The organism is Streptomyces sp. SN-593 (assembly GCF_016756395.1).
GTDB classification, from domain to species: Bacteria; Actinomycetota; Actinomycetes; order Streptomycetales; family Streptomycetaceae; genus Actinacidiphila; species Actinacidiphila reveromycinica.
The window spans coordinates 5,941,608-5,967,407 of the sequence record NZ_AP018365.1; the positions used below are offsets into that span (position 1 = coordinate 5,941,608).

Consider the following 25,800-nt stretch of genomic DNA (forward strand, 5'->3'; position numbering starts at 1 on the left):
GGAGGAACCACCCCCATGGCCAGATCCGCCCCGACCGCCCCGGGCACCCGCAGCCTCATCTCCGACCAGGACCTGCGGCGGCCGCGCCACCGGGTCGCGTACTTCGCGGTACTGACCGCGACCGTGCTGCTGTTCGCCGCCGCGTTCCTCTTCCCGCTGTACTGGATGGCCACCTCCGCGCTGGAGACGCCCCGACAGTTCGCCGCCCAGACCCCGACCCTGCTGCCCAGGTCCGTGCACACCGACGCCTACCGCGACGCGTGGACCCAGCTGGACATCGCGCACTTCTTCCTCAACACCGTCTACTACGCCGCCGGCGGCTGGTTCGTCCAGATCGCGGTCGACGTCTCGGCCGCGTACGCCCTGTCGAAGCTGCGGCCGGTCCTCGGCGGAGCCGTCTTCGCCGGGATGCTGGCCAGCCTGATGCTGCCGGCCGCCGCGCTCCTGGTGCCCGCCTACCTGACCGTCTCCGACCTGCCGGTCCTCCACGTCAGCCTGCTCAACTCGCCCTGGGGGCTGTGGCTTCCGGGCGCGGCCAACGCCTTCAACATCTACGTGCTGCGCAGGTTCTTCGACCAGATCCCCGGTGAACTCCTCGACGCCGCCGCCATCGACGGCGCCTCCCGGCTCCAGACCCTGCTGCGGGTGGTGCTGCCGCTGTCCCGCCCGGTGCTCGCGGTGATCTCCATCTTCGCGGTCGTCGGGATGTGGAAGGACTTCCTGTGGCCGCTGCTGGTGCTCCAGGACCCGGACAAGCAGACGCTGTCCGTGGCCCTGCACCGGCTGTCCACGTCCACCCAGCAGGTGCCGCCGACCGAGATGATCGCCGGACTGGCGATCGCGGCGATGCCGATGATCGTGCTGTTCCTCTTCTTCCAGCGGCACATCCTCGGGGGGCTGTCCGCCGGCGCCGTCAAGGGCTGACGCCGGGGGCCGCTCCGGCGCTCCCGTCCGGCCTCCCGCGGCCTTCCGCCCGCTCGCCGGGCGCAACCGAACTCCGCGCGGTGCGCCCGCGATCAGGGCTGCCCGCCCACGCCCTCCGCCCACGCCCTCCGCCCGCTCCCTCCACCTCCGCGCTTCCACCTCCGTGCATCCGCTCCCCCCTTTTCCGCGTTCCGCTTCCGCCCGACCGAAGGAGCCCGTCGTCGTGGCCCATCCGACCGACACCGCCGCCACCAGCCCCCGTCCGCGCGACACGGCCGCGTGGTGGCGCGACGCCGTCATCTACCAGGTCTACGTCCGCTCCTTCGCCGACGCCGACGGCGACGGGATCGGCGACCTGGCCGGCGTCCGCCGGCGGCTGCCGTACCTGGCCGAACTCGGGGTGGACGCCCTGTGGTTCAATCCCTGGTACCTCTCCCCGATGGCGGACGCCGGCTACGACGTGGCCGACTACCGGCGGATCGACCCCGCCTTCGGCACCCTCGCCGACGCCGAGGAGCTGATCGCCGAGGCGCACGAGCTGGGCCTGAAGGTCATCGTGGACATCGTGCCCAACCACGTCTCCGACCGGCACGCCTGGTTCCAGGAGGCGCTGGCGGCCGGACCCGGCGCGGCGGCCCGCGACCTGTTCTGGTTCCGCGCCGGGCGCGGCGCGGACGGCGAACTGCCCCCCAACGACTGGCGGTCGGTCTTCGGGGGCCCGGCCTGGACCCGTACCGCCAACCCCGACGGCACCCCGGGCGAGTGGTACCTGCACCTGTTCGCACCCCAGCAGCCCGACCTGAACTGGGCCAGCGACAAGGTGCGCGAGGAGCACGAGAGCGTCCTGCGGTTCTGGTTCGACCGCGGCGCGGACGGCGCCCGGATCGACTCGGCCACCATGCCCGCCAAGGACCCGGCGCTGCCCGACTTCGGCTCGTCGCAGCCGCCGGTCCCGCACCCGTACATCGACCGCGACGAGGTGCACGACATCTACCGGTCCTGGCGGCGGCTCGCCGACGGCTACCCCGAGCCGCGCGCGCTGATCGGGGAGGTGTGGCTCGCCGACCCGGCGCGTTTCGCCGCCTACCTGCGGCCCGACGAGATGCACACCGCCTTCAACTTCGACTACCTCAACTGCCCCTGGAACGGCGCCGAGCTGCGCCGGGTGATCGACGCCACGCTGGCCGCGCACGCGCCGGTGCGCGCGCCCGCCACCTGGGTGCTGTCCAACCACGACGTGACGCGGCACGTGACCCGCTACGGCCGGTCCGACACGTCGTTCGGGCTCGCGCTGCGCCAGCACGACACCCCCGTCGACCTGGGGACCGGCACCCGCAGGGCCCGGGCGGCGCTGCTGCTCAACCTCGCGCTGCCCGGGAGCTGCTACCTCTACCAGGGCGAGGAACTCGGCCTGTGGGAGGTCGAGGACATCCCCGCGGAGCTGCGCCAGGACCCGATCTTCCACCGGACCGGCGGCACCGACATCGGTCGTGACGGCTGCCGGGTGCCGCTGCCGTGGTCCGGGGACCGGGCGCCGTTCGGCTTCAGCCCGGACGGCACCGGCGCCGTGCCGTGGCTGCCGCAGCCCGCCGGCTGGGCGCCGCTCACCGCGCGGGCGCAGGAAGGCCGCCCCGACTCCATGCTCACCTTCTACCGCGCGGCGCTGCGGCTGCGCCGCGCCCAACCGGGCCTGCACACCGAGGCGTTCGCATGGCTGCCGGTGGACGGCCCCGAGGTGGTCGCCTTCGGCCGCGGTGACGGCTTCCGCTGCGTGGTGAACCTCTCCGCCGGGCCGGTGCCGCTGCCCGACGACACCGATCTGCTGCTCGCCAGCGGACCCGACCTCGACCCGTCCGCCGGCCACCTGCCGCCCGACACGGCGGTGTGGCTGCGCACGCGGCAGAGCTGAGCGGCCTGCCCGCGGCCGTCCGCCGGCCGGCCGTCCGCCGTCGGGCGTATGACCGTAGGGGTGGGGGCCCGGCCTACGGTGCGCACCGCGCCCACGGGGGACGCGGTGCGGACCGGCCGCGGGTGCGTGAGGCCCCGGTCGGGCGGGGAAGCGGGGGCGGGCGGGGACGCGGGGGTGCGGTCGGGCGGGGAGGCGCGGTTGCGGTCAGGCGGGGACGCGCTGGCCCCGGGTGGCCGGAAGGGCGGGGGCGTCGGGCCTGGCCGGGGGCGCGGTGGAGCCGCGGACCACGAGTTCGGGTTCGTGGAGGAGTTCCTTGGGGGTGGGGTTGTTGCCGGAGATCTGGTTGGCGAGGAGGGTGACCGCGGCGCGTGACATGGCCTCGATGGGTTGCCGGAGGGTGGTCAGCGGCGGGTCGGTGTAGTTCATGAAGGCGGAGTCGTCGTAGCCGACCACGGAGAAGTCCCCGGGGACGGTGAGTCCTTTGCGGCGGGCGGCGCGGACGGCGCCGAGGGCGAGGACGTCGCTGCCGCAGATGAGGGCGGTGACGCCGGCCGTGATGAGGTCCCCCGCCACCGCCTGGCCGCCTTCGAAGCTGAACAGGGCGTGGCCGATGGGGTGGTGGCCGCGGCCGTTGGTTGCGGTGAGGGCGGTGAAGGCGGCGGCTTTGCGGCGGGAGGGGGTGTGGTCGGCGGGGCCGACCATGAGGCCGATCCGGCGGTGTCCGAGCGACGTGAGGTGCGCGTACGCCTGCTGCACGGCGGCCGCGTCGTCCGTGGAGACCTGGGGGAAGCCGAGCGCGGTGTCGGTGCGGACGGCCGCGAAGTCGACGGCGGCGTTGAGCAGCACCACCGGCACCCGGCGCTCCAGCAGCGCGGCGTGCTCGTCGGCGCTCAGGCCGCCGCAGAACACCACGCCGGAGACCTGCTGGTCCAGCAACATCGTGACGTACTCCGCCTCCGTCAGCCCGCCCGCGGTCCGGGTGCACAGCACCGGGGTGAAGCCGAGCTGCACCAGCGCGCCGCCCACCACCTCGGCCAGCGCCGGGAAGATCGGGTTCTGCAACTCGGGCATCACCAGCCCGACCAACCGGGCGCGTACTCCGCGCAGTTGCGTGGGCCGTTCGTATCCCAGCACGTCGAGCGCGGTCAGCACCGCCTGGCGGGTCGCGTCGGAGACACCCGGCTTGCTGTTCAGGACGCGGCTCACGGTCGCCTCGCTGACGCCCACCCGTTCGGCCACTTCCGCGAGTCTGCGAGTCATGGCCCAAAGAATGTCAGGAACACGCGCGGGCTTGCATAGAGGCTTGCGTGGATTACGTCATATCTTCGATTCGATGCGCAATTCCGTATGCTCCTTGCGCAAGCAGCCGTCATTCCCGGTGTGCGGGCCGGAGGTGGGGGACGGGCGCGGTGCGGCTGCGCGGGGCGCGAGGGGCCTCGTCAGCGCGCGCCTGCCGCGGCGCCCACGGCTCCGGCTTCGGCTTCGGCTCCGGTCCCGGCTTCGGCTCCGGCTCCGGGAACGGGACCGGGCGGCTGCGGTGGGCGGTGGCTCCGGCGGTAGGCCAGCGGCGACAGGCCGAGGCGGGCGTGGAAGTGCCTGCGCAGCACGGTGGGGTCGGCGAAGCCGGTGGCCGTGGCGATCCTCGTGACGGTCAGCTCGCTGCTCTCCAGCAGGTGGCGGGCGTGGTCGAGGCGGCTCTGCACGAGCCATTGCAGGGGACTGGTGCCGACCTCGGAGCGGAAGCGCCGGGTGAAGGTGCGCTCGCTCATGTGGGCGTGGCGGGCCAGGTCCTGGAGGGTGAGGGGACGGGCGAGGTTGTCCATCGCCCACCGGCGGGTGGCCGACGTGGAGCGGTCGGCCTCCTTCGGCACCGGGTGCTCGATGAACTGCGCCTGGCCGCCCTCCCGCCAGGGCGCCACCACGCAGCGGCGCGCCGCCGCGTTGGCCACGGCCGTGCCGTGGTCCCTGCGGACGAGGTGGAGGAACAGGTCGATGCCGGCCGCCCCGCCGGCGCCGGTCAGGACCCGCCCGTTGTCCACGAACAGGATGTCCGGATCGACCTCGACGGCGGGGAACAGCCGGGCGAGCCGGTCGCACAGGGTCCAGTGAGTGGTGGCCCGCAGGCCGTCCAGCAGCCCCGCGGCCGCGAGCAGGAACGCCGACGTGCACAGGCTGACGACGCGGGCGCCGGGCGCGATCCGGGCCAGGGCCGCGGCGACCTCGTCGGGCAGCTCGCCGGTGGCGAGCAGGCGTGCACCCGGTTCCTGGGTGGCGACCACCACGGTGTCCGCGCGCTCCAGCAGTGACTCGTCGTCGTCGGGCAGGACGCGGAAGCCCTCGCTCGTCCGCACCGCCGCGCCGCCGAGCGAGCAGGTCAGCACCGAGTAGAGGCGTTCGCCCGCCGGGTCCAGGGCTTCGTTCAGGACGCGGGCGGCGATCCCCAGGTCCATCGGCATGACGTGGTCCAGCGCGAGCACGGCGACGAGATGCGGCATGGCCGGAATGGTACGACAGGTGGCCCCCCGGCCACTGACCGCTCCGCGGCGGGCTTGGGGAATCTGGGAGCACGCCGGGGCGACGGGCTCCGGCGGGTGCATCGGTGCGGGACGGACGAGGGGCGAGAAGGCCATGGGCGAGCGGGGTACGAGCGAGACGACCGGGACCGGCCGGGCCGCCGGCGCGGCGGAAGCGGGCGAGCGGGCCGGGGGCGGGTCCGGCGAGCGGGCCGGGGGCGCGTCGGGCAGGGGCGGGGGGACCGCCGGCCGGCGGACGATGCGGGCGGTCACCCTCGACGGGTTCGGTGGCCCGGAGGTGCTGACCGTCGGCCGGGTCGAACGTCCGGAGCCGCTGCCGACCGAGGTGCTGGTGCGGGTGCATGCGGCCGGGGTCAACCCGGTGGACTGGAAGACCCGCGCGGGCCAGGGCATGGCCGGGTTGCAGAAGCTGCCGCTGATCCTCGGCTGGGACGTCTCGGGGGTCGTCGAGGAGGTCGGCTTCGGCGTCACCACGCTCGCCCCGGGGGACGAGGTGTACGCCATGCCGTGGTTCCCGCGCCCGGCCGGCGGCTACGCCGAGTACGTCACCGCGCCCTCGCGCCAGTTCGCCCGCAAGCCCGCCTCCCTCGGCCACGTGGAGGCGGCGGCGCTGCCCCTGGCCGCGCTGACCGCGTGGCAGGCCCTCGTCGACACGGCGGGAGTCACCGCAGGTCAGCGCGTTCTGGTGCATGCGGCGGCGGGCGGCGTGGGCCACCTGGCGGTGCAGTTCGCCAAGCACCTCGGCGCCGAGGTGATCGCGACCGCGCGCGCCTCGCGCCACGCCTGGCTGAGGGAGTTGGGCGCGGACGAGACGATCGACTACACCGCGCGGCGGTTCGAGGAGGCGACCGGCCCGGTGGACGTCGTCCTCGACCTGGTCGGCGGCACGGACGGCACCGACGTGCGGTCGGTGTCGGTGACCCGGCCCGGCGGGCTGGTCGTCGCCGTCCCGGGCGGTGTCTCGGACGCGTTGGCGGGGGCGGCCTCGGCGGCGGGGGTGCGGGCCAGCGCGTTCCTGGTCGAGCCCGACGCCGCGGCCCTGACGACGATCGCGGGCCTGGTCGCCGCGGGCGCGGTGCGCGTCGAGGTCGAGCGGGCCCTGCCCCTGGAGCAGGCTGCGGAGGCCCACCGCCAGGGCGAGTCGAACCGTACCCGGGGCAAACTGGTCCTGGAGGTCACCCCCCACTGACCCCCCACGGCGCCCAACCCCGCCACCCCTCCCCGACCTTGGGCCGGGGCCGGGCGAGCACTCACGCCAGCACCTCGTCAAGATGCCGAACAGCGGACGGGACCTTCCACCGAGGGGGCCGGTTGGGCGGGGCCGGCTCCGGCGGCGGACGGCGCCACCGCCCCCGGGTGGCGGTTCGCGTCAGGTGGTTCCGCGCAGGCGGCTGCGAACGCGGCGGACCTGGGGGTTGTCGGTGAGCGCGTGCAGGATGCGGCGGCCGGCGCCGGTTGCGTGGGCAGGTCCTTCGGTACGCAGTACGGTGCCGTCGCGGACGACGGCGTACGCGAGCGGTGCGTCCGTCTTGGGGAGGGTGACCGGGTGTCGGCCGGAGGGGAGCTTGAGGCGGGCGGGCAGCCGCAACAGGGCCGTGCCTCCGTCCGGTGCGGGGACGAGGTCGGCGGTGACCGTCAGCGTGGACACCGTGACCTTGACGGGGAGCGGCTGCGCGGACTTCGTCGCCGCGACGTAGGGCAGCGGGAACCACCGGCCGCCGCGCGCGTCGTTGGCGGCGGCCGCCTCCGCGGTGTCCGGGCCGAACCTGCGCAGCCGCTCGCCGAGGTCGAGGGTGAGCTGGCCGGGGCCCTTCGTCCAGTACGGCAGCGCGATGCGGCCGCCGGTCAGCGCGGGGCCCGCGGCGGGGGAGCCGGGGGCAGTTGGGTCGGTGAGCCGGACCATCCGGTCGATGCCGAGGAACTGGACGAACGCCCACGCCTCGTACACCCCGCGGTCGAGCGGCCGGCCGCCTGCCAGCCGTTCCGGGTCGATACGCAGCCGACCCGACGCGACGATGCGGGAACGCCCCTGCCCGGCCGGCAGCAGCCGCAGTTCGAGATCGCCCTCGGGGTACCACCAGTCGTCGCGGTCGCGGTCCTTCACGACCAGTTCCGCGGATGCCAGCCGGAACGGGTCGCGGACATCCCAGCCGTCCTCCGTCCCCGGCACGCCGGTCAGCAGTTCGGGGTCCAGGTACCGCCTGCCGTTCCGTTCGACCAGGACGAGCGGTTCGCCGTCGCCGCGCCGCAGTTCCAGGGTGACGTCCGAGACCAGGCAGCCCTCTTCCCAGCGGGGCGGGCTCACCTCGCCGTGGGCCTTGACCTCCCGGATGTGCTGCGCGAAGGCGAGCGCGGCGTCGAAGTCGCCGCGTTCCAGCAGTTCGGCCCTGAGCCGGGACACGGCGGGAAGCCCCTCGCGTACAGCCGCTGGGAACTCCTCCACGGCTGTCCGGCGGGCGGCCTCGAAGCGTCGGCGCTGCTCGTCCGGATCCTCCCGCACGATCTCCGGCTCGCGCGCCCGGGAGAGGACCTCCACGTGATAGAGACGGTGCAGCAGGCGGTTCTGGAGCGCGTCGATGTCGTCGGACGGGGCCGTGCCGTCCTTGATCTGACGCACGATGGTGCGGAGGTTGCCCCAGAAGTCGTGCCGCGGGCCGAACCGCTGACCGGTGTTGTTGCCGCCGTCGTCCCGCTTCAGCCAGTAGTAGCAGGGATAGTCCGCGAGGACGGATATGCGTTCGGCCTTGAGGTAGGCGGCGCTGACGAAGGCTATGTCCTCCATGATCCACGGCCCCTCGGGGAAGCGCAGCGCATGCTCCTCTATGAAGGCCCGCCGGAACATCTTGTGCGGTGCCAGGGCCTGCATCAGCTCGTCGTTCTCGACGGTGCAGACATCCACCGTGTGCCGGAACAGGCGCCTGGGGCGCGCCATCGTGGTGGACAGTTTGCCTATGACGATGTCGGATTTGTTGCGCTGAGCGTGGGCGTACAACCGCTCCAGCGCCTCGCTGCCGAGCATGTCGTCGTGGTCGACGAACTGCACGTACTCGCCCCTGGCGTGCTCGATGCCGAGGTTGCGTGGTCCGCCCGGCCAGCCCGAGTTGGACTGGGTGTGCACGTGCACGTTGGGGTGGGCCGCCGCGATCTTCTCCAGCTGGCCCAGCGAGTCGTCGGTCGAACCGTCGTTGACGTAGATGACCTCGTACTCGTCCTCGGGCAGGCTCTGCCCGAGGAGTGAGGGCGCGCACTCGGCGAGGTACTTCCCGGTGTTGTAGACGGGGACGATGACGCTGACCTTGACCTTCGACATGTCACGGACACTATCTCGCCCGTCGGCCGCCCGAGCGCGCCGGCGGACCCCCGTAGGCGCCGCCCGCCACGGATCCGGGCCCGGCCAGTGGAGCGCGTGCCCGGCGCCGCACCCTGACGGGCCGGCTGTCCTTCCTCGGCGGCACCGGGAGCCTCTTTCTGTTTCCCTGAGGGATTTCGGCCACGGGCTTGGCCGTGGGAAAACCCACCCTTGACTTGTACACGCGTGGTGACTGTAAGCTCCATCGACTTGTGAAGATCCTGTGACTCCGGGGTGGGGACTTTGGAGCGGGGCGGGGACAGGAGTTGAACGCGGTGCTGCGTGGACGTGTACGCGGGTTGCTGGTCGCAGGTGTGACCGTGGCCGTTATGGCCGGTGTCGGTGTTCCGGTGGGTCTGGGAGGTGCGGCGGTAGCCGCGCCGAGAACCGCGCCGACCGACGGGACCGGAGCAGGCAAGGCCGGAGCTGGCAAGCCGACGGCGCTGACGGAGGATGCCGCGGTGTCCCAGGCCGTGTCGACCGGTCAGGACGTGGAGATCACCTCGCTGCGCTCGGAGTCGAGCGAGACGTACGCGACTGCGGACGGCCGGTTGGAGACCGTGCAGCATCTGCGGCCGGTGCGGGCCCGCGTGGACGGCGGCTGGAAGGACGTCGACAACACCCTCGCGGCCGGCGCCGGCGGGCGGGTCGCGCCGAAGGTGTCCTCGGTCGGCATGACGTTCTCCGGCGGGGGCAACGGCCCGTTGGTGTCCCTGGAGACCGCGGGCAAGGAGCTCTCGTACACGTGGCCTACGGCGCTGCCTGCTCCCGAGCTGGTCGGCGACACCGCGACGTACAAGGACGTGCTGCCCGATGTGGACCTGCAGATGCGGTCCGACACCGACGGGTTCCACCAGTTGCTGGTGGTCAACACCGCGACGGCGGCGCAGAACCCGGCGCTGGCGCAGCTCAAGCTCGCGGTCTCGGGTTCGGGGCTGAAGCTGGCCGAGTCCCCGGACGGCGGGCTTCAGGCCCGGGACGAGGCTGGGGGCGGTCTGGCCTTCGAAGCCCCCACGCCGGTGATGTGGGACTCCGGCGCGGACAACACCACAGAGTCCGCGACCACGGCGAAAACACGGTCGGCGCAGGCGCAGACGGAGGCCGCCGCGGCCGACGGCCAGGGACCCGGTGACGCATCGAAGATCGCGCCGATCGGGGTGGACGTCAGCAGCGACGGCAGCCAGCTTCAGCTGACGCCGGATCAGGAAATGCTGTCCGCGGCGGACACCCGCTTCCCGGTGTACCTCGACCCCGAGACGTACACACCGAAGGCTTCGTCCTGGACGATGGCCTCCCGCTACTGGGCCTCCACCCCGCAGTGGCGGTTCAACGGCGACGCGGACGCGGGCGTCGGCTACTGCGGGTGGGACTACTGCGCCCCCTACGACCTGAAGCGGCTGTTCTACCAGTTCCCGGCCTCGACGTTCGCAGGCAAGTCGATCATCAGCGCGACGTTCGTGGCGCACGAGACGCACTCGGCCAGCTGCGACGCCCGCCCGGTCGAGCTATGGCGGACCAAGGCCATCTCCTCGTCGACCACGTGGAACTCGCAGAACAACGACGCGTTCTGGCTGAACAAGCTCTCGACCGCCAACGTCGCCCACGGGGGCGGGACTTCGTGCCCCGCCGGTGACGTGGAGTTCGACGCGAAGTCGGCCGTCCAGGTCGCCGCGAACGTCGGCTCCTCCACGGCGACGTTCGGGCTCAGGGCGAGCGACGAGGACGACAAGTACGGCTGGAAGCGGTTCTCCGACGACGCCTACCTGCGGGTGAAGTACAACCGCCCACCCGGGCAGATCCCGATGGCGCACCTGTCGATGAACCCGGGCGGCCTGTGCAAGAAGCCCGCCGACACGGTGTCGGTGCGTATCCGGCCCTCGGTGAGCGCGGCCGACGTCACCGACCCCGACAAGGACCAGGTCAGCGTCCAGTTCCAGGCGTACTGGGACGCCGGCGACGGCAAGGGCATGGTCGCGCACTGGACGTCGGCGAAGATCGGACCGAAGGCGTCCGGCTCCAACTTCTCCACCACGCTGCCCACCAGCGTGCCGGAAGGCAAGACCGTCGCGTGGGCCGCCCGCTCGGTCGACTACGACCAGGGCACCTACTACAGCTACTCGCCGTGGTCCCAGACCGGTTCGGCCACCGCCTGCTACTTCGTCTACGACAGCCACGTCCCGGCCAGCCCGCAGCTTGCCTCCGGTGAGTACCCGGCCGTCGACGACACCGACCCCGACGATCAGTCCTACGACGGGGTGGGCCGCTACGGCACCTTCACGATCACCTCCGGCGACTCGTCCGTGACCGGCTACGAGTACGGCGTCAACGCCGACCCGTCCTCGGGCAACACGGTTACCACCACGGCCGGTGCGGCGAAGACGATCCGGTTCCGCCCGACGAGGTCGGGCACGAACTTCATCACGGCGCTGACCATGACCGCCTCCGGTGTGCGGAGCGCCCCCGCCACCTACGAGTTCAAGGTGAAGGCGGGCCAGCCGGCGCGCGCCGAGTGGAACCTCGACGACGCCGAAGGATCGGCCACGGCCGCCGGGACCGCGGGGGAGCGGACGTTGGACATCCACGGCAACCCGGTCCTGGGCGACCCGGGAGCGGTGGGCAGTGCCGTCACGTTCGACGGCACGGACGACTACCTGCAGTCCGACCTGCCGACCGTGGACACCTCGCTGGGCTTCTCCGTCGCCGCGTGGGTGAAGCTGTCGGCCATGCCGTCAGCGGCGGCGGTTGTCGCCACCCAGCCCGGCAACAACAGTCCCGGCTTCGAGCTGTACTACTCCAAGGCACTGGACCGGTGGGCGTTCAACCAGTACACCGCCGACACCGCCACCGCCACCCCGGTCCGGGCCATGCAGGCATCCGCCGGCGGCGTCCAGGCCGGCCAGTGGGTCCACCTCGCCGGCACCTACAGCGCGGCGGCCGGCCAGCTCTCGCTCTACGTGAACGGTGCGCTGGCCGGTACGGCGGCGTACACGAACGCCTGGGATGCCCGCCGGGGGCTGCAGATCGGCGCCGGCCTGTACGAGGGCGTGCCGGCCTCGTACTTCCCCGGTGCCATCGACGACGTCCGCATCTACGACAAGCCCCTCGTCGCCGCAGATGTGACGCGCCTGTACAACAAGCAGCCCATCGCCGCCGGCCGCCCGGCCCGCGCGGTCTTCCCGCTGGACGAGCCGGCCGCCGACGACGCCGGCAACCCCACGACCCAGCTGTCCGGCCGCGCCGATGTCGAAGACGCCACACTGAAGAACGGGGCCGAACCCGGGCAGCCGGGCGTCGACCACGACGCGCTCACCCTTGACGGCGTCGACGACTACGCGACCACCACCTCACCGCACGTCAACAACCAGGCGAGCTTCTCGGTCGTGGCCTGGGCGAAGCTGAGCGAGAAACCCAACCACGCAGCAATCATCGCCACCCAGACCGGCACGAACCGGCCCGGCTTCGAACTGTATTACTCCGCCACCTACGGCTGGACGTTCAACCAGTACGTCTCCGACAGCGACGACTCGACCGCCGTGCGCGCCACCCAGGGCAACACGACTGAGTCACCCGCTGGCGTATGGACCCAGCTCATCGGCTCCTACGACGCCGTCGCCGATCAGCTGCAACTGTTCGTCAACGGCTCGCTCGTGCAGACCACCCCATTCGCCGCGCCCTTCTACGGCGGCGGACCGGTCCAGATCGGAGCCGGTTCCTACGACGGGGCCCCCGACTCGTTCTTCCCCGGCCAGATCGACCAGGTCCAGCTCTACGACCGGGCCCTGTCCGCGCCGGAAGCCTCCGATCTGTACCAGGCCCTGCCCGTCACCGAAGGCCATTGGAGTCTGGACAGTGCCGACGGGACGCCGGGCGTTTCTCCTGACGACCCGAGCACCGGATCCGCTCAGCACCCGCTGACCCTCGGGCAGGGTGCGACCGTCAACACCGACAGTTTCGTGGGCAGCGGCGCTCTCGCTCTCAGCGGGAGCGACGACAGTTACGCGGCTACCGCGGCATCGCCGATCCACACGAACACCAGCTTCACCGTGAGTGCCTGGGTTGCCACACCCGGCAGGCCCACCAAACCGGTCGCGGTGATGAGCCAGGCAGGCTCCTACACCTCGGGATTCATGGTGCGCTACATCCCCGATCCCAACGACCCGGACAATGCCGGGGTCTGGGAGTTGGATCTCGCGGACCAGGACAGCGCGAGCGCGGTCCATACAGTGGCCGACCACACCAATTTCCAGAACAACTACGCTCCCTGGAACAACATCACGGTCGTCTACGACGCGTTCGCCGCCCAGATGCGTCTGTACGTGGACGGAGATCTGCGCCAGACACTGTGCGCAGACGATGACGACGACGGGATCGCCGACGATCCGACCTGCACGGAGAAGGTGTCCTGGAACTCCGACGCCCATGCCTTCGATGCCACCGGCGGCCTGCAACTCGGACGCGCACGCCAGGACGGGTCCTTCAAGGACTACTTCTCCGGTGAGATCGACGACGTATGGGCCTTCCAAGGCGCCGCGGACGACAAGTTGATCAACGATCTGTACGACGGCGACTATGCGGCCACCCAGGCCTAGCCCCTGACGCCACCGGTGCGGCCGGCCCGCTGTACCACCTCGGGCCGGCCGCAGCAGTACTCCACAGCGCCACCAGCGGTATTCCACCATCCGCCCTGCACCAGCGGGGCCACGGTACGTGCGTGAACATCCATGCACGGCATGGGCATGACGAGGAGCAGAGATGGCCCAGGCAAGGGCACAGGCGACCACCCCCCGCAGGCGGCCGTACCACCGAATACGCCGCCGCCTCGCCGCAACACTCTCCACCGCGCTGCTGGGCGCCCTCCTACAAAGCGGAGCCCTGCCGGTCGCGCACGCGGACGACATGCCGACCGTGCCGACAGCCGAGAAGCCCGTGCTCGGACACGACCTGAAAGTGGCACCCCGCCCCACCAAGGGCCGGCCCTCACTGCCACGCACCCAGTCCCAGCCCACGTGGCCTGCGGCTGCCACGGCCAAGGTCACCGTAGGCTCCGACACCCCCCGCAGCGCGCCGAAGTCGACCGACACCGGCCTGATCGCCCTCGCCGGCGCACCCGCCACGACCGCGAAGAAGACCGCGGGCACCACCGCACCGTCCCGCAGCAACACGCCGCTGTCCGGACCCGCGACCGTACGCGTCATGAACCACGCGACTGCACAGCGCGCCGGCATCAACGGCATGGTGTTCTCCCTGGCCAAGGCATCCGGAGCCACCGGACGAGACGCCCGCGTCACGGTCGACTACAGCACCTTCGCCCAGGCGTACGGCGGCTCTTACGCCGCTCGTGCCCACCTGGTCGAACTGCCCGCCTGCGCCCTGACCGAACCCGGCGACGCCGCATGCACCACTGCCACCCCGGTGGCCGCCGACAACGACCTGGCCACACACACCCTGACCGCCGACTCCGTGAGCCTGCCTGCGACCGGACCCGCCGTTCTGGCCCTGGACGCTGCTACCTCCAGCGATCACGGTGACTACAAGGCGTCCCCGCTGTCGGCTTCGTCGTCGTGGACCACGGACCTGAACACCGGTGACTTCTCCTGGTCCTACCCCATGGCGACACCGTCGGTCCCCGGCAACTTCCAGCCCACCGTGTCCCTGTCCTACGACTCCTCCTCGATCGACGGACGCACCTCCAGCACCAACAACCAGTCCTCCTGGGCGGGCAACGGCTTCAACCTGTGGTCCGGCTCCATCTCCCGCTCCTACAAGGCCTGCACCGACGACGGCGTCAAGAACGCCGACGGCACCAAACCCGGCGACATGTGCTGGGGCGACGACAACGCGACGCTGTCCCTCAACGGCCACAGCGGCGAACTCGTCGCCACCGGCACCGACAGCTTCCGCCTGAAGAACGACGACGGCACGAAGATCGACCGCCTGCACGGCACCTCCACCAACGTGCGCGACAACGGCGCCCACGACGAGGAGTACTGGCGGGTGACCACCACCGACGGCACCCGCTACTACTTCGGCTACAACCGGCTGCCCAACTGGACGTCGGGCGACCCGGTCACCAACTCCACCTGGACCGTGCCCGTCTACGGCAACGACTCCGGCGAGCCCTGCCACGCCGACACCTTCGCCGCCTCCTGGTGCCAGCAGGCGTGGCAGTGGAACCTCGACTACGCCGTCGACGCCCACGGCAACGCCATCGGCTACTTCTACACCAAGGAAACCAACAACTACGCCCGCAACCTCACCGCCGCCGACGAGACGCCCTACGACCGCGGCGGCGTCCTGGACCACATCGAGTACGGGCTGCGCGACTCGACCGTCAACACCACCAAGGCCCTCGCCCGCGTCGACTTCACCTCCGCGGAGCGCTGCATCAAGGACGACGGCAGCCCCTGCGACGCCTCCACGATCGGCGACGACGCCACCGGCTGGTACGACACCCCCTGGGACCTGAACTGCAAGGCCGGCGCGGACTGCCTCGCCTCGGCCTCACCGACCTTCTGGACCCGCAAGCGCCTCACCGACGTCACCACGAGCGTGATCAAAGCCGACGGCAGCGGATACAACCCCATCGACGCCTGGCACCTCGTGCAGGGCTGGGACATGTCCGACATCGACTACGAGCTGCTGCTGTCCTCCATCACGCACACCGGCATGTCGGCCACCCCCACCGTCGCGCTGCCACCGGTCACCTTCGACTACGACCAGCGCACCAACCGCCTCGACGTGCCCGGAGACGACACCTCTCCGTTCATCAAGAAGCGCCTGTCGACCATCGACGACGAAGCCGGCGGCCAGATCGACGTCACCTACTCCACCGCCACCTGCGACGCATCCCACCTCCCCACGCCCTCGTCGAACACCACCCGCTGCTTCCCGGTGTACTTCACCAGACAAGGCGACGCCGACCCCACCCTGCAGTGGTTCAACAAGTACGTCGTCGACAAGATCACCCAGACCGACCGCACCGGTAACGCACCGGACATGGTCACCCAGTACTCCTACCTCGACGGGGCAGCTTGGCATTACGACGACGATGACGGACTGACCAAGGAGAAGTACAAGACCTGGTCCACCTGGCGCGGCTACGGCCACGTGCGGGTCGAGACCGGCGGCCAGGACCCGATCGGCATGGAAACACAGGCCGACCACTACTTCCTGCGCGGCATGGACGGCGACAAGGGCTCGACCACACCCGTCACAGTCTCCGACGACGACGGCGGCACCATCACCGACGACAACCCGCTGGCCGGATTCGAGTACAAGACCGAGCAGTACGACCAGCCCGGCGGCGTCGTACTGGGCAAGACCGTCAACACCCCCTGGCACCACCAGACCGCCAGCCAGACCCACAGCTGGGGCACCACCACCGCGAACCTGACCGGTACCGCCTCCACCCGTGCCTGGACCTCCCTCGACAACGGAGCCAGCACCAAGTGGCGCACCACCCACTCCGTGAACTCCTTCGAGGAGACCGCCGGCCGCATCACCCAGACCGACGACTTCGGAGACGAGTCGACCTCGGCCGACAACCGGTGCACCCGCACCACGTATGTCGACAACACCAGCGCCTGGATCCTCACAGCCCCCGCCCGGGTCGAAACCGTCGCCACCAACTGCTCCGCCACCCCTGACCGCTCGAAGGACGTCCTCGCGGACGTCCGCACCGCCTACGACGGCCAGGGCTACGGAGTCGCACCCACCACCGGCGCGGCAACCCGTACCGCCACCCTGCAGACCAACGACGGGACCACCGCCACCTACCTGGAATCGGGCGCCACCTACGACGACTACGGCCGCGCCCTCTCGGCCACCGACATCACCGGCACCGTGACGGCACCAGCAGGCGACACCGAAGCCTCCACCGTCGGCGACGTCACCCGCACCACCCGCACCGACGGACGCACCACCACCACCCAATACACCCCCGTCACCGGCTTCGCCACCACCGTCAAGGTGACCACCCCGCCCGCCACCGCAGGCTCGGCCGCCACCGCGCAAACCACCCAGACCACCTACGACACCCTGCGCGGGCTACCCACCACCGTGCTGGACCCGAACAACAAACGCACCGACATGACCTACGACGCGCTCGGCCGAAACCTGCGCGTCTGGCTGCCCAACCGCTCCAAAGCCAACAACGACATCCCGAACTACCAGTACACCTACACCGACGACGACAAGAAGCCCGTAGCCGTCGTCACGAAAACCCTCAAGAGCGACAGCGCCCAGCAGGCGACCGTCGCCCTCTACGACGGGTTGCTGCGCCCCCGCCAGACCCAGGAACCCGGGCCCGACGGCGGCCGTCTGGTCACCGACACCTTCTACGACGAACGCGGCCTGGTATCCCGGGCCTTCGCCTCCTACGACAACCCCGACCCGCCGGCGCCCGCCATCCTGACCCTGGACGACGCCACCGGCGTGGAGACCCAGACCTGGAACAGCTACGACGGTCTGGGCCGCATCACCACCTCACAGCAGGTCGCCGGCAACAGTGACGGCGGCCAGGTGCTGTCCACCACGACCACCGCCTACGGCGGCAACAGCGTGACCGTCACCCCGCCCAAGGGCGCGTCCCCCACCACCACCGTCACCGACGCCCGCGGCAACACCACCGAACTGGTCCAATACCACGGCGCCACCCCCACCAGCGCGGCGGACATCACCCACTACAGCTACACACCCGCCGGACAACTCCACACGATCACCGACCCCTCCGGCACCGTATGGAACTACGGCTACGACCAGCGCGGCAACCAGACCTCGGCCCACGACCCCGACAAGGGTGACAGCACTTCCGTCTACGACGACCGCAACCAGCTGGTCTCCACCACCGACGCGCTCAAGCAGACCGTCACCCACGTCTACGACGGCCTCGGACGTGAGACCGAAACCCACCAAGGCGGCGCCACCGGACCGCTGCTGACCGCGCACGTCTGGGACCCGTCAGGTTTCAAGGGCCAACTCTCCTCCGCCACCCGCTACGTCAGCGACGGCGCGAGCACCCTCGCCTACACCACCACCTACAGCCTCTACGACACCCTCTACCGGCCTAGCCGCACCACCGTCACCGTCCCCAAGGACCCCGTCCGCCCGGATGAGGACCCACTGGCCGGCTCCTACCAGTTCACGACCAAATACAACGCCAACGGAACCGTCTCCTCCACCTCCTATCCGGCGGCCGGATCACTGGCCGCCGAGATCATGACCCCGACCTACGACGACATCCAGCGCCCGATCGCGCTGTCCGGCACCAACAACACCGACTACGTCACCGACACCGTCTACAGCCCCACCGGCAAGCCGCTGCAGTACACCTACCAAAGCGGCGGCAAGAAGACACAGGTCACCAACACCTACCAGTGGGGCACCCAGCGCCTGGACAACTCCCGCGTCGACCGCGAGGACGTCCCCGGAACCGACAAGTCCTCCACCTACGGCTACGACGAAGCCGGCGACATCACCTCGATCGATGACGTCTCCCGCGACGGAACCGACAACCAGTGCTTCCAGTACGACTACCTCCAGCGCCTCACCGAAGCGTGGGCCCAGGGCACCGGTGCCTGCACAACGGATCCGTCGACCGCGACCCTCGGCGGCCCCGCACCCTACTGGGACTCCTACACCTACAACCTCAACGGTGACCGATCCACCGACACGATCCACGACCCCGCAGGCGTGACCTCCAACGACGTCCACCACGCATACACCTACCCCACCGCCACCCAAGCCCAGCCCCACACCCTCACCGCGGTCGACCAGAGCGGCCCGCAAGGCATCTCCACCGACACCTACACCTACGACGCGGACGGCGACACCAAGACCCGCACCATCAACGGCAACACACAGACGCTCCAGTGGGACGTCGAGGGCCACCTCTCCCAGGTCACCAGCGACGACGGCAACGGCGGCACCTCCACCCTCGCTTCTTACGTCTACGACGCCGACGGCAACCGCCTCATCTCCCGCGCCGAAGACACCACCACCCTCTACCTCGACGGCATGGAGGTCACCCTCGACAAGGGCGCGGCCACACCCAAGGCCACCCGCTACTACGACCTCGGCGGCGGCAACCAGGCCATCCGCACCGACGACGGCAAACTCAGCTTCCTCATCAGCGACCACCTCGGGACCGCCCAACTCGCCATCGCCGCCGGCGACCTGTCCATGCAACAGCGCCGCAGCACACCGTTCGGCACAGCACGAGGTTCCCAACCCACGTCCTGGCCGGGCGACGAGGGCTTCGTCGGCGGCACCCAGGACCAGGACACCGGCCTGACCCACCTCGGCGCTCGCGACTACGACCCCACCACGGGCCGCTTCGTCAGCACCGACCCCCTCCTCGACCCCGGCGACCCACAGTCCCTCAACGGCTACGCCTACGCCGACAACAACCCCGCCACCCTCAGCGACCCGTCGGGCCGGCAGGTGGAGGAGTGCGCGACGGGCGTACTCACCAACTGCAAGAAGGGCTCCCCGACATCCAGTTCCACGTACGACAGCTCACGAGACCGGAACTCCGACCCGCCCAGCGGGGGCTGCCCCAGCACCATCAACCCGGCCTGTCCCGAATACGTGGCCAGCACAGACACCAGCGCAACCACAACGAAACCCCAACTGCCTACGGTGAACCTTCCGCCGGAGTGGACCCAACCGAACCACGGATACGGTATGTGGGGCCTGTGCTGGTGGGGCATCGACACCGCACTCGGCTGTGTGCACGGAAAATGGGCGCTGAAAGCCATACTCGACACCGACCTCGGTGTCCTGAAAAGCATCAGCGGCTATGACGATGTAGTCTCCTGCAGCAAGGGCAACTGGAAGGGCTGCACCTGGAGCGTCGTCGACGGTATCGGCTATCTGTCCGTCGCGGGAAAGGCTGCCGCCGTAGTCAAGGACTCCAAAGCTCTTGCCGTAGTGGACACGCTCGCCGGATGCAGCTTCTCGCCCGACACGCAAGTCCTGATGGCCCACAACAAGAAAAAAGCCATCAAGGATATCAAACCCGGTGACCAAGTCGAGACTGCGGACCCCCGCGACGGCAAAGCAGACGGACCGCGTACTGTCACCGCCCGCATCGTCAACCACGACAACGACCTCGTCGACCTGAAGATCGCGGGAACGGACGGCCGTACGGTCGTCGTCCACACCACCTCCCGCCACCCCTTCTGGGACGATACGAAGCACCAGTGGACCCAAGCCGGACGACTGCCCCTGGGCGACGCCCTCAACGCCGCCGACGGCACCCACGCCCGCGTCCTCGCCGTGAAGCCCGTCCCCGGCGCAGCCGCGATGTACAACCTGACCGTCCAGCAGCTCCACACGTACTATGTGCTGGCGGGGACCACGCCGATCTTGGTGCACAATACGGGCTGTGATGTTCCGGCGCTAGCGGCGAAGATCAATCCGGACGATCTGACGATGACCAAGACGGTTGAGAATCATTTCAACGACATCACTAAGCGGGGATTGCCCGCGCGGCCGTTCATGAATTCGACTCAGGTCGTCCGAGAGATCATGGAGGGCAGTGGCCCGGTATTGGATCCCCGTGGTGCGGAGGGCGCGCTCCGCTGGGATACGCCAGGGGCGCTGAACGGCAAGGAAGGGACTTGGGAGCTTGTGGTAGACACGAATACCAATACCATCCTTCACTTCAATTTCGTGAGGTAGTCAACGTGGTTAGGTTTCGAGTCCGTGCCGGGCGTCCTTTGGCGGGATCTCTGAAGTATTCCCAGGTGGACATGGGCTTCTCCTTCGAGGCTGCGGACCTGCCTGAGCTGGCAGAACGGCTTTCAGGTGGAGGTAGAACGAGTGTCGTCATTGACTCCCTGCAATTGGAAGTGGGGGTTGATTCGGGCGAGCTGCTATACGTATGGGGTTACTGCCCAGGTGGCGCTTGGGCGCCTCTTTCGCTGAGGCCAGCGCCATCAACTGAAGGTAAGATCTTTGTCGAGGCAGACCCCTCGCTCGAAGAGGCAATCTCGGTTTCCATCTCTCGATCGGCGGTGTGGGATTATGGATTCGATCGCGAGTCTGGGTGGGTTTGTGTCTTCCGTTCCATGTCGGCCACAGAGGATCTGATTGAGGTCGCCGAAGGCGTTCTGATTGGACTCATTGGCGAGGACATCAATTCTGTCTGGCTCCACCCTGAGTTCAATTCGTGATCGAGTAAGGGAGTGCCGCCCCAAACCGGCTGGCCCCGCCGGATTTGTTTCCGGCGGGGCCTCTGGGGTGTCTGACGGCAGTAGTTGACGGCAACGTCAGCGGACGGTGCTGCACAAGCGGGTGGGTTGTCGTCTTCGTTCGGCTCCGTGACGGGCTTGGCGGTGTCGCGGGGGGCGTGACCGAGGAAGTCGATGGCGTCGCGTTGGAGGCGGAGTCGGACGTGGGCGTACACCGTCGCGGTCACGCCGATGTGGGCATGACCCAACAGTTCCTTGATCACGACGAGTTCGACGCCCTGTTCCAGGAGGAGGGTGGCGGTCGAGTGCCGGAGGTCGTGGAAGCGGATGCGGCGGAGCTTGGCCCGGCGGAGCAGGGTGTTGAAGTGCCGGGTGAGGGTGGCGCCCTCGATCGGGGAGCCGTCGGGCCGGGTAAAAGACGTAGTGCTGTCCTTCCAGCCCGCACCCGCAGCCTCGCGTTCCCGGGCCTGCCGGTCACGGTGGTGGCGCAGGGAGGGCCGGTACTCGGTGGGCAAGGCGATGCGTCGCTCGGAGCTCTGGGTCTTGGTCGGGAGAGCGGTCAGGCCACCGCTCTTGGTGCGTTGGAGGGTGCGGCGGATGCTGGCGGTTCCGCCGGCGAGGTCGAGGTCTTCCCAGCGCAGGCCGAGGAGTTCGCCTTTGCGGAGTCCGGTGTGCAGGGCGAGTCGGAACAGTGCGTGCAGTCGGTGTTTGTGGGTGGCGCTGAGGAAGCCGCGGGCTTCTTCGGCGGTGCGGGGTTCGAAGCGGCGGGGGCGTGGTGTGCCCATGCGGACGTTGCGGGCGACGTTGCGGAGGATCTCCTCTTCGCGGACGGTGTGCTCCAGTGCCGACTTGAGGACGAAGTGGACGTAGGCCAGGGTCAGCGGGGAGAGCCGCTTGTGGCAGCACTTCCCGGCCGCGCAGCAGAGGGGTTGGTTGCGGGCGGTGTCGAGGCCGCGGGTGCAGCACTGGCAGGTGGTGCGGAGCCGGTTGAGCCAGGTGCGGACGTCCTTGGCGGTGAGCCTGGCGGGCTTCTCCCGTCCGAGGCCGGGGATGAGGTAAAGCCGCGCGACGGCGGATGGGTTCGGCGCAGCCGCCGAGGCGTTCGATCTGCTGCTTGTGCGGGGTCGAAGTTGGTGTGGTTGACGAGGTGGAGCAGGTCTTGTATGGCGGGGCTTGCCACGTGGCGCAGGAAGGGTGACCATTCGGGGCGTGGCCCTTCTGTTCGGGTGGGCAGTCCCGAGAGATAACCAGCCGTATCTGTAGGCGTGTTGGTGCTGATCGGGGCATGGCGAACCAGGCCCAGGGGCGGGCGTGGGTTCAGCGAGGGGGGGATGCGGCCGGTGGGGGCCGGTGCTCAGAGTTGAGCGAGTGCAGTGGTGGCCACCGGCAGCGGTGCGCCGGCCCGCGTCCAGCAGGGCAGCCGGAAGGGCAGGGCCGGAAGCGGGTCGGCCCGTCGTGGTGACGGCGACCGGCGGAGCGGCGGTCGGAGCGGGCTCCAACTCCTGGGTCATGGAGGCGGCGATCGGCGGGGCGGGAGTCGGGGGTGCCGATTCGGGCGATGGAGCGACGTCTGGCACCGGATCGGTGGCAAGGACGGCGGCGGTGGGCCTCCAGACGCGGGTTGGGGCTGGGCGAGGAAGGCGGGGCCGACGTGGCCTCGGCCGAGCAGCAGGAGAGGGGCGACGGTGTCCACGTGGGCCCGTCCGTAGCGTCCTGCCAACAGCGGTTCGGCCAGTGTTCAGCGCGAGAGTGAGCAGCCCGCACAGGTGCAGCAGCCGGACGTCAACCTTCAGCTCCGCCTTGGGGGCGCCGCGCAGAGCGAGGAAGCGCAGGGCGACCAGGAGCCCGACGACGGACAGGTCGACCATGGGGCGATCAGTGGCGTGATCGGGTAGGGGACGCCGAGCCGCAGGGCGAGGGCCCAGACGTTGCCGAAGGAGAAGACGAAGGCCAGGGCCGCGATGACCGCCATGACCATGGTCACGGTGGTCGGATGAACCGTTCCTCCGCCATGTCCGCAACCTCTTTTCCGGTGTGGGCTTTCGGGGCTACTTGGCGAGCGACGGCCGGGGTACCGTGGTATGGCCGGTCGAGGAGAGGAAGGCGTCCAAGCACAGGTCCGGATCGGCGGTCAGATGCGAGGTGGCTTCGGCGACGAGGGCGGTGTCGGCGTCGGAGACGTAGGGGGTGCGGATGCGGGTGTAGCCGGGGCGGCCCTGCGTCGCCATCACCGCGACCCTGACGTATACGGGGTCGTACAAGGTGACCGGGCTGGCGTCGGGCCAGTTGCGGATGTCCTCACCCAGTGCGGCCACCGCGGCTTCGACGGTCTTCTGCGCGAAGGAGAGCCCGATGGGGTACACGTCGCGGATGAAGGTGGGGATGGCGTCGCCGGTGGTCTTTTGGCTGATCAGGATCACCAAGGTGCCCACCTGCGGCCCTTCTTGACCAGGCCCTCCACCAGGCGGGCGTTCTCCGCCGTCAGCACGGCCAGCCGTTTGGTGGTTGGCGTCGCTGCCCTTGTACTCGCGGAAGTACGTGTGCGCCTCGTCGATGATCAGGATGGTGAGCGGCCACTGCGGCGAGAGGCCGACGTGCCACATGTTCTTCACGCCCAGCATGTCCCGGATGGTCGCCGAGCGTCGCTTGCGCAGTTCCTCCAGGTGCTTGAACAGTGCGTTGGCTTCATCGAGGTCGCGTTTCCGCAGAACGTGAACATCCGCTTGACCAGGTCGGCGTAGTCGCCCTCCGAGACCCGTGATGTCCTGCCGTCCGCTGTCACGATCTGCACGGACGGAGACGGCGCGTAGTCGACAACGAACTTGTTGACCCCGGAGGTCTTGCCCGCACCCGGGACGCCGGCCACCGTGGCTCCGGGCACGTTGGCCAGGGACACGCATACCTTTGCGGCGTACTCGTCGATGCCCCAGCTCTCAGCGCGTCAGCTCCACGGGCGGGAGGTCGGTGGGCCGGTGTGTGGTCGGCGTGGTCAGGGGGTCGGAGCGCACGCCCCGGATCACCACCCGGCCGGGGCGGTCCGGCAGCACGGACACCCGCGTGCACCGCCAAGCGTCCGCCAGGAACCGCGCGGGCCTCTTCTACTCCTCCAGCCCGACCTGCGGCAGCGTCCGGGCCCGAACGACCACGCCGAACCGGTCCGGCTCCGCCTTGATGTTCTGTGTCAGGACGCGGGGCACGGTGGCGGGGCCGTCCTTGGACGCGGTGATCTGGGCGACAGGCCGGGGTCTTGTCGGTGACCGTCAGCCCGGCCATCCGCGCGAGCTGTACCCAGCCCCAGCGCACCCGCACGGCCGGCCGCATGCTCACCCTCGTGCCCCGGTCGACCCGCACGTAGCGCACCACCGTCACCAGCAGCCACACGCCGACCAGGACGGCCACGGCCAGCAACGAGTCCGGCGCGTATTCGGGCACGGGATTTTCGAAGTGGATCACTGGACCGCCTCCACCGTTACCAACTCGAGGCGGGCGGCGCGGTAGGCGACGCCGTCGGAGACCTGGCCGTTGAAGATCCGCACCCACGGGGTTGCGAACAACTCCATGGGTCGCACCATCACACCCGGCTTGAGCCCGGCGGCCAGCCCTGTCTCAGGGACGGTGATCTTCAGGACCTCGGCCCGGCCGTCCTGCATGAGCATCACGGTCACCGTGTAGAGCGATGCCCCGGTCTCCCGGTCGGTGGCGACCTCCCCGGTCTGTTGGTCCTTGATCTTCAGCGTCGGGTCGGTGCCCGCAATGCACACCACCGACGGCGGCAGGGCAACACGGATCCGAGTCATTGCCATGCGATCACACCACTTGTTCGATGGAGCCGTCCGATCGACTCAACATTGTGCAAGGAGATGATCGGTCAACTTGTAAGGTCGTTTAGGTAGTGACTTCGATTAGGTTGGTAGGCGGTCAGGTGGGGAAGCCGGGAATGTGCCTCTAGTGCTACGATTTGGCGATACCGTGGGGGTATGACTCTGCCCTTGGACGAGGACTCTCGGCCGCCCTACCTTCAGGCCGCCGAGGCCCTGCGGGACGCGATCCTGAACGGCGAGTACCGTTCCGGCGAGCGCCTGCTGTCGACGAGGGTCGAGAATGCTCTTAAGTCCCTTGGATCACCGGATCTCGAGTCCCGTGTTCGGGCGGTGGACGAGCTCGCGGCCTGCTCCTCAGCCATCATCGAGCGTGTGGTCGCCTCGTTCGAGGCGGACGAGGAGGCCCGGTTCCTGATCTTCGAGCGGCTGGGACGGTTCGGGTCGCTCGCGGTCGACCCCATGGTGCGCCTGTACCGGGAGGCGGGCGACGAAAGCGTGAGGCTTATGTCGGCATCGGCTCTCATTTACATGGGGTGTCCCGAAGGGGTTCCGTCGCTCATGGGGGCGCTCGCGGCTGGGAATCCACATTTGTGTATGGCTGCCACCTCACTCTCTTCGGCCGGGGTGTCGGAAGCCGCTGGTCCCATCGAAAATGCTCTTCTCGAATGTGATATCTCGGATGTCAAAATCTTGGAGTGTCTGACCGCCTCGCTCCGGCGTTTGAAACATCCGTTGTCTGAAAGTGCTCGCCTTCTCTTGTCCGGGATCAGGCCGCAGTGGCTCCGCGATTCGCTCCTCGACTGAGTGTATTTCCGGCGATTGAGCGTGGTTGCCGCCCTGGCCACCTGCTGGAAGTTCGTCGTGGAGCCCGGAGCGGAGGCAATCAAGCTGGCCGATCTGAGACGAGGGCCGCCACGTGTCTCGGGCGCATCACCCTCGAAGGGTGCCTCTCTCACCCCGGGCGGAGCACCAACCGCAGACGGACTCAACTAGTTGCGTCCACGGGATCCACTTTGCCCGCCCGGCGCGGGAGCGGGCCCATGCCGTTGATGTCCGGCCCGCCCGCCCG

At 69.7% G+C, this 25,800-nt stretch carries 12 protein-coding genes and 1 pseudogene; 6 read left to right on the top strand and 7 right to left on the bottom strand.

Features of this window, described 5'->3' with window-relative positions; genetic code table 11:
* Positions 1–15: 15 nt before the first annotated feature.
* Both RVR_RS25310 and RVR_RS25315 read left to right on the top strand, forming a co-directional pair.
* On the top strand, positions 16–924 hold the full coding sequence (locus RVR_RS25310; protein WP_202236225.1) for a carbohydrate ABC transporter permease: 909 nt from the start codon (positions 16–18) through the stop codon (positions 922–924).
* Positions 925–1,147: 223 nt separating this feature from the next.
* Entirely contained in the window at positions 1,148–2,833 is a 1,686-nt protein-coding gene (locus RVR_RS25315; protein ID WP_202236226.1) for a glycoside hydrolase family 13 protein, read from the top strand.
* A gap of 204 nt (positions 2,834–3,037) precedes the next feature.
* Here RVR_RS25315 and RVR_RS25320 read toward each other — a convergent pair whose 3' ends face one another.
* Both RVR_RS25320 and RVR_RS25325 read right to left on the bottom strand, forming a co-directional pair.
* Positions 3,038–4,093 carry a LacI family DNA-binding transcriptional regulator gene (locus tag RVR_RS25320; RefSeq protein WP_202236227.1) on the bottom strand — a complete coding sequence of 352 codons (1,056 nt, stop codon included), beginning with the start codon at positions 4,091–4,093 and terminating at the stop codon, positions 3,038–3,040.
* 179 nt (positions 4,094–4,272) lie between these two features.
* A complete protein-coding gene (locus RVR_RS25325; protein WP_202236228.1) occupies positions 4,273–5,328 on the bottom strand; it encodes a GlxA family transcriptional regulator in 1,056 nt (351 codons plus the stop codon).
* Between the two features lie 277 nt (positions 5,329–5,605).
* On the opposite strand from RVR_RS25325, the gene RVR_RS25330 reads away from it, so the two are divergent.
* On the top strand, positions 5,606–6,556 hold the full coding sequence (locus tag RVR_RS25330) for an NADP-dependent oxidoreductase (protein ID WP_202239121.1): 951 nt from the start codon (positions 5,606–5,608) through the stop codon (positions 6,554–6,556).
* A 180-nt stretch (positions 6,557–6,736) separates the two neighbouring features.
* On the opposite strand, the gene RVR_RS25335 is transcribed toward RVR_RS25330, so the two are convergent.
* A complete protein-coding gene (locus RVR_RS25335; protein WP_202236229.1) occupies positions 6,737–8,677 on the bottom strand; it encodes a glycosyltransferase family 2 protein in 1,941 nt (646 codons plus the stop codon).
* Positions 8,678–9,177: 500 nt separating this feature from the next.
* Here RVR_RS25335 and RVR_RS25340 point away from each other — a divergent pair, with 500 nt between their 5' ends.
* Both RVR_RS25340 and RVR_RS38690 read left to right on the top strand, forming a co-directional pair.
* Positions 9,178–13,305 (top strand): LamG-like jellyroll fold domain-containing protein, encoded by a 4,128-nt coding sequence (locus tag RVR_RS25340; RefSeq protein WP_202236230.1) that lies wholly within the window; start codon positions 9,178–9,180, stop codon positions 13,303–13,305.
* 163 nt (positions 13,306–13,468) lie between these two features.
* Positions 13,469–20,398 (top strand): polymorphic toxin-type HINT domain-containing protein, encoded by a 6,930-nt coding sequence (locus tag RVR_RS38690; protein ID WP_202236231.1) that lies wholly within the window; start codon positions 13,469–13,471, stop codon positions 20,396–20,398.
* Positions 20,399–20,999: 601 nt separating this feature from the next.
* On the opposite strand, the pseudogene RVR_RS25350 reads toward RVR_RS38690, so the two are convergent.
* The 4 genes and pseudogenes from RVR_RS25350 to RVR_RS25365 all read right to left on the bottom strand — a co-directional run.
* Positions 21,000–22,046 (bottom strand): annotated as a pseudogene (locus RVR_RS25350) (tyrosine-type recombinase/integrase); the annotation flags it as partial.
* 653 nt (positions 22,047–22,699) lie between these two features.
* Entirely contained in the window at positions 22,700–22,882 is a 183-nt protein-coding gene (locus RVR_RS37900; protein ID WP_237404947.1) for a hypothetical protein, read from the bottom strand.
* Positions 22,883–22,958: 76 nt separating this feature from the next.
* A complete protein-coding gene (locus RVR_RS37905; protein WP_237404948.1) occupies positions 22,959–23,531 on the bottom strand; it encodes a hypothetical protein in 573 nt (190 codons plus the stop codon).
* Positions 23,532–24,359: 828 nt separating this feature from the next.
* On the bottom strand, positions 24,360–24,713 hold the full coding sequence (locus RVR_RS25365) for an SCO3933 family regulatory protein (protein WP_202236232.1): 354 nt from the start codon (positions 24,711–24,713) through the stop codon (positions 24,360–24,362).
* Between the two features lie 174 nt (positions 24,714–24,887).
* On the opposite strand from RVR_RS25365, the gene RVR_RS25370 reads away from it, so the two are divergent.
* Entirely contained in the window at positions 24,888–25,535 is a 648-nt protein-coding gene (locus RVR_RS25370; RefSeq protein ID WP_202236233.1) for a HEAT repeat domain-containing protein, read from the top strand.
* The last annotated feature ends 265 nt before the right edge of the window (positions 25,536–25,800 follow it).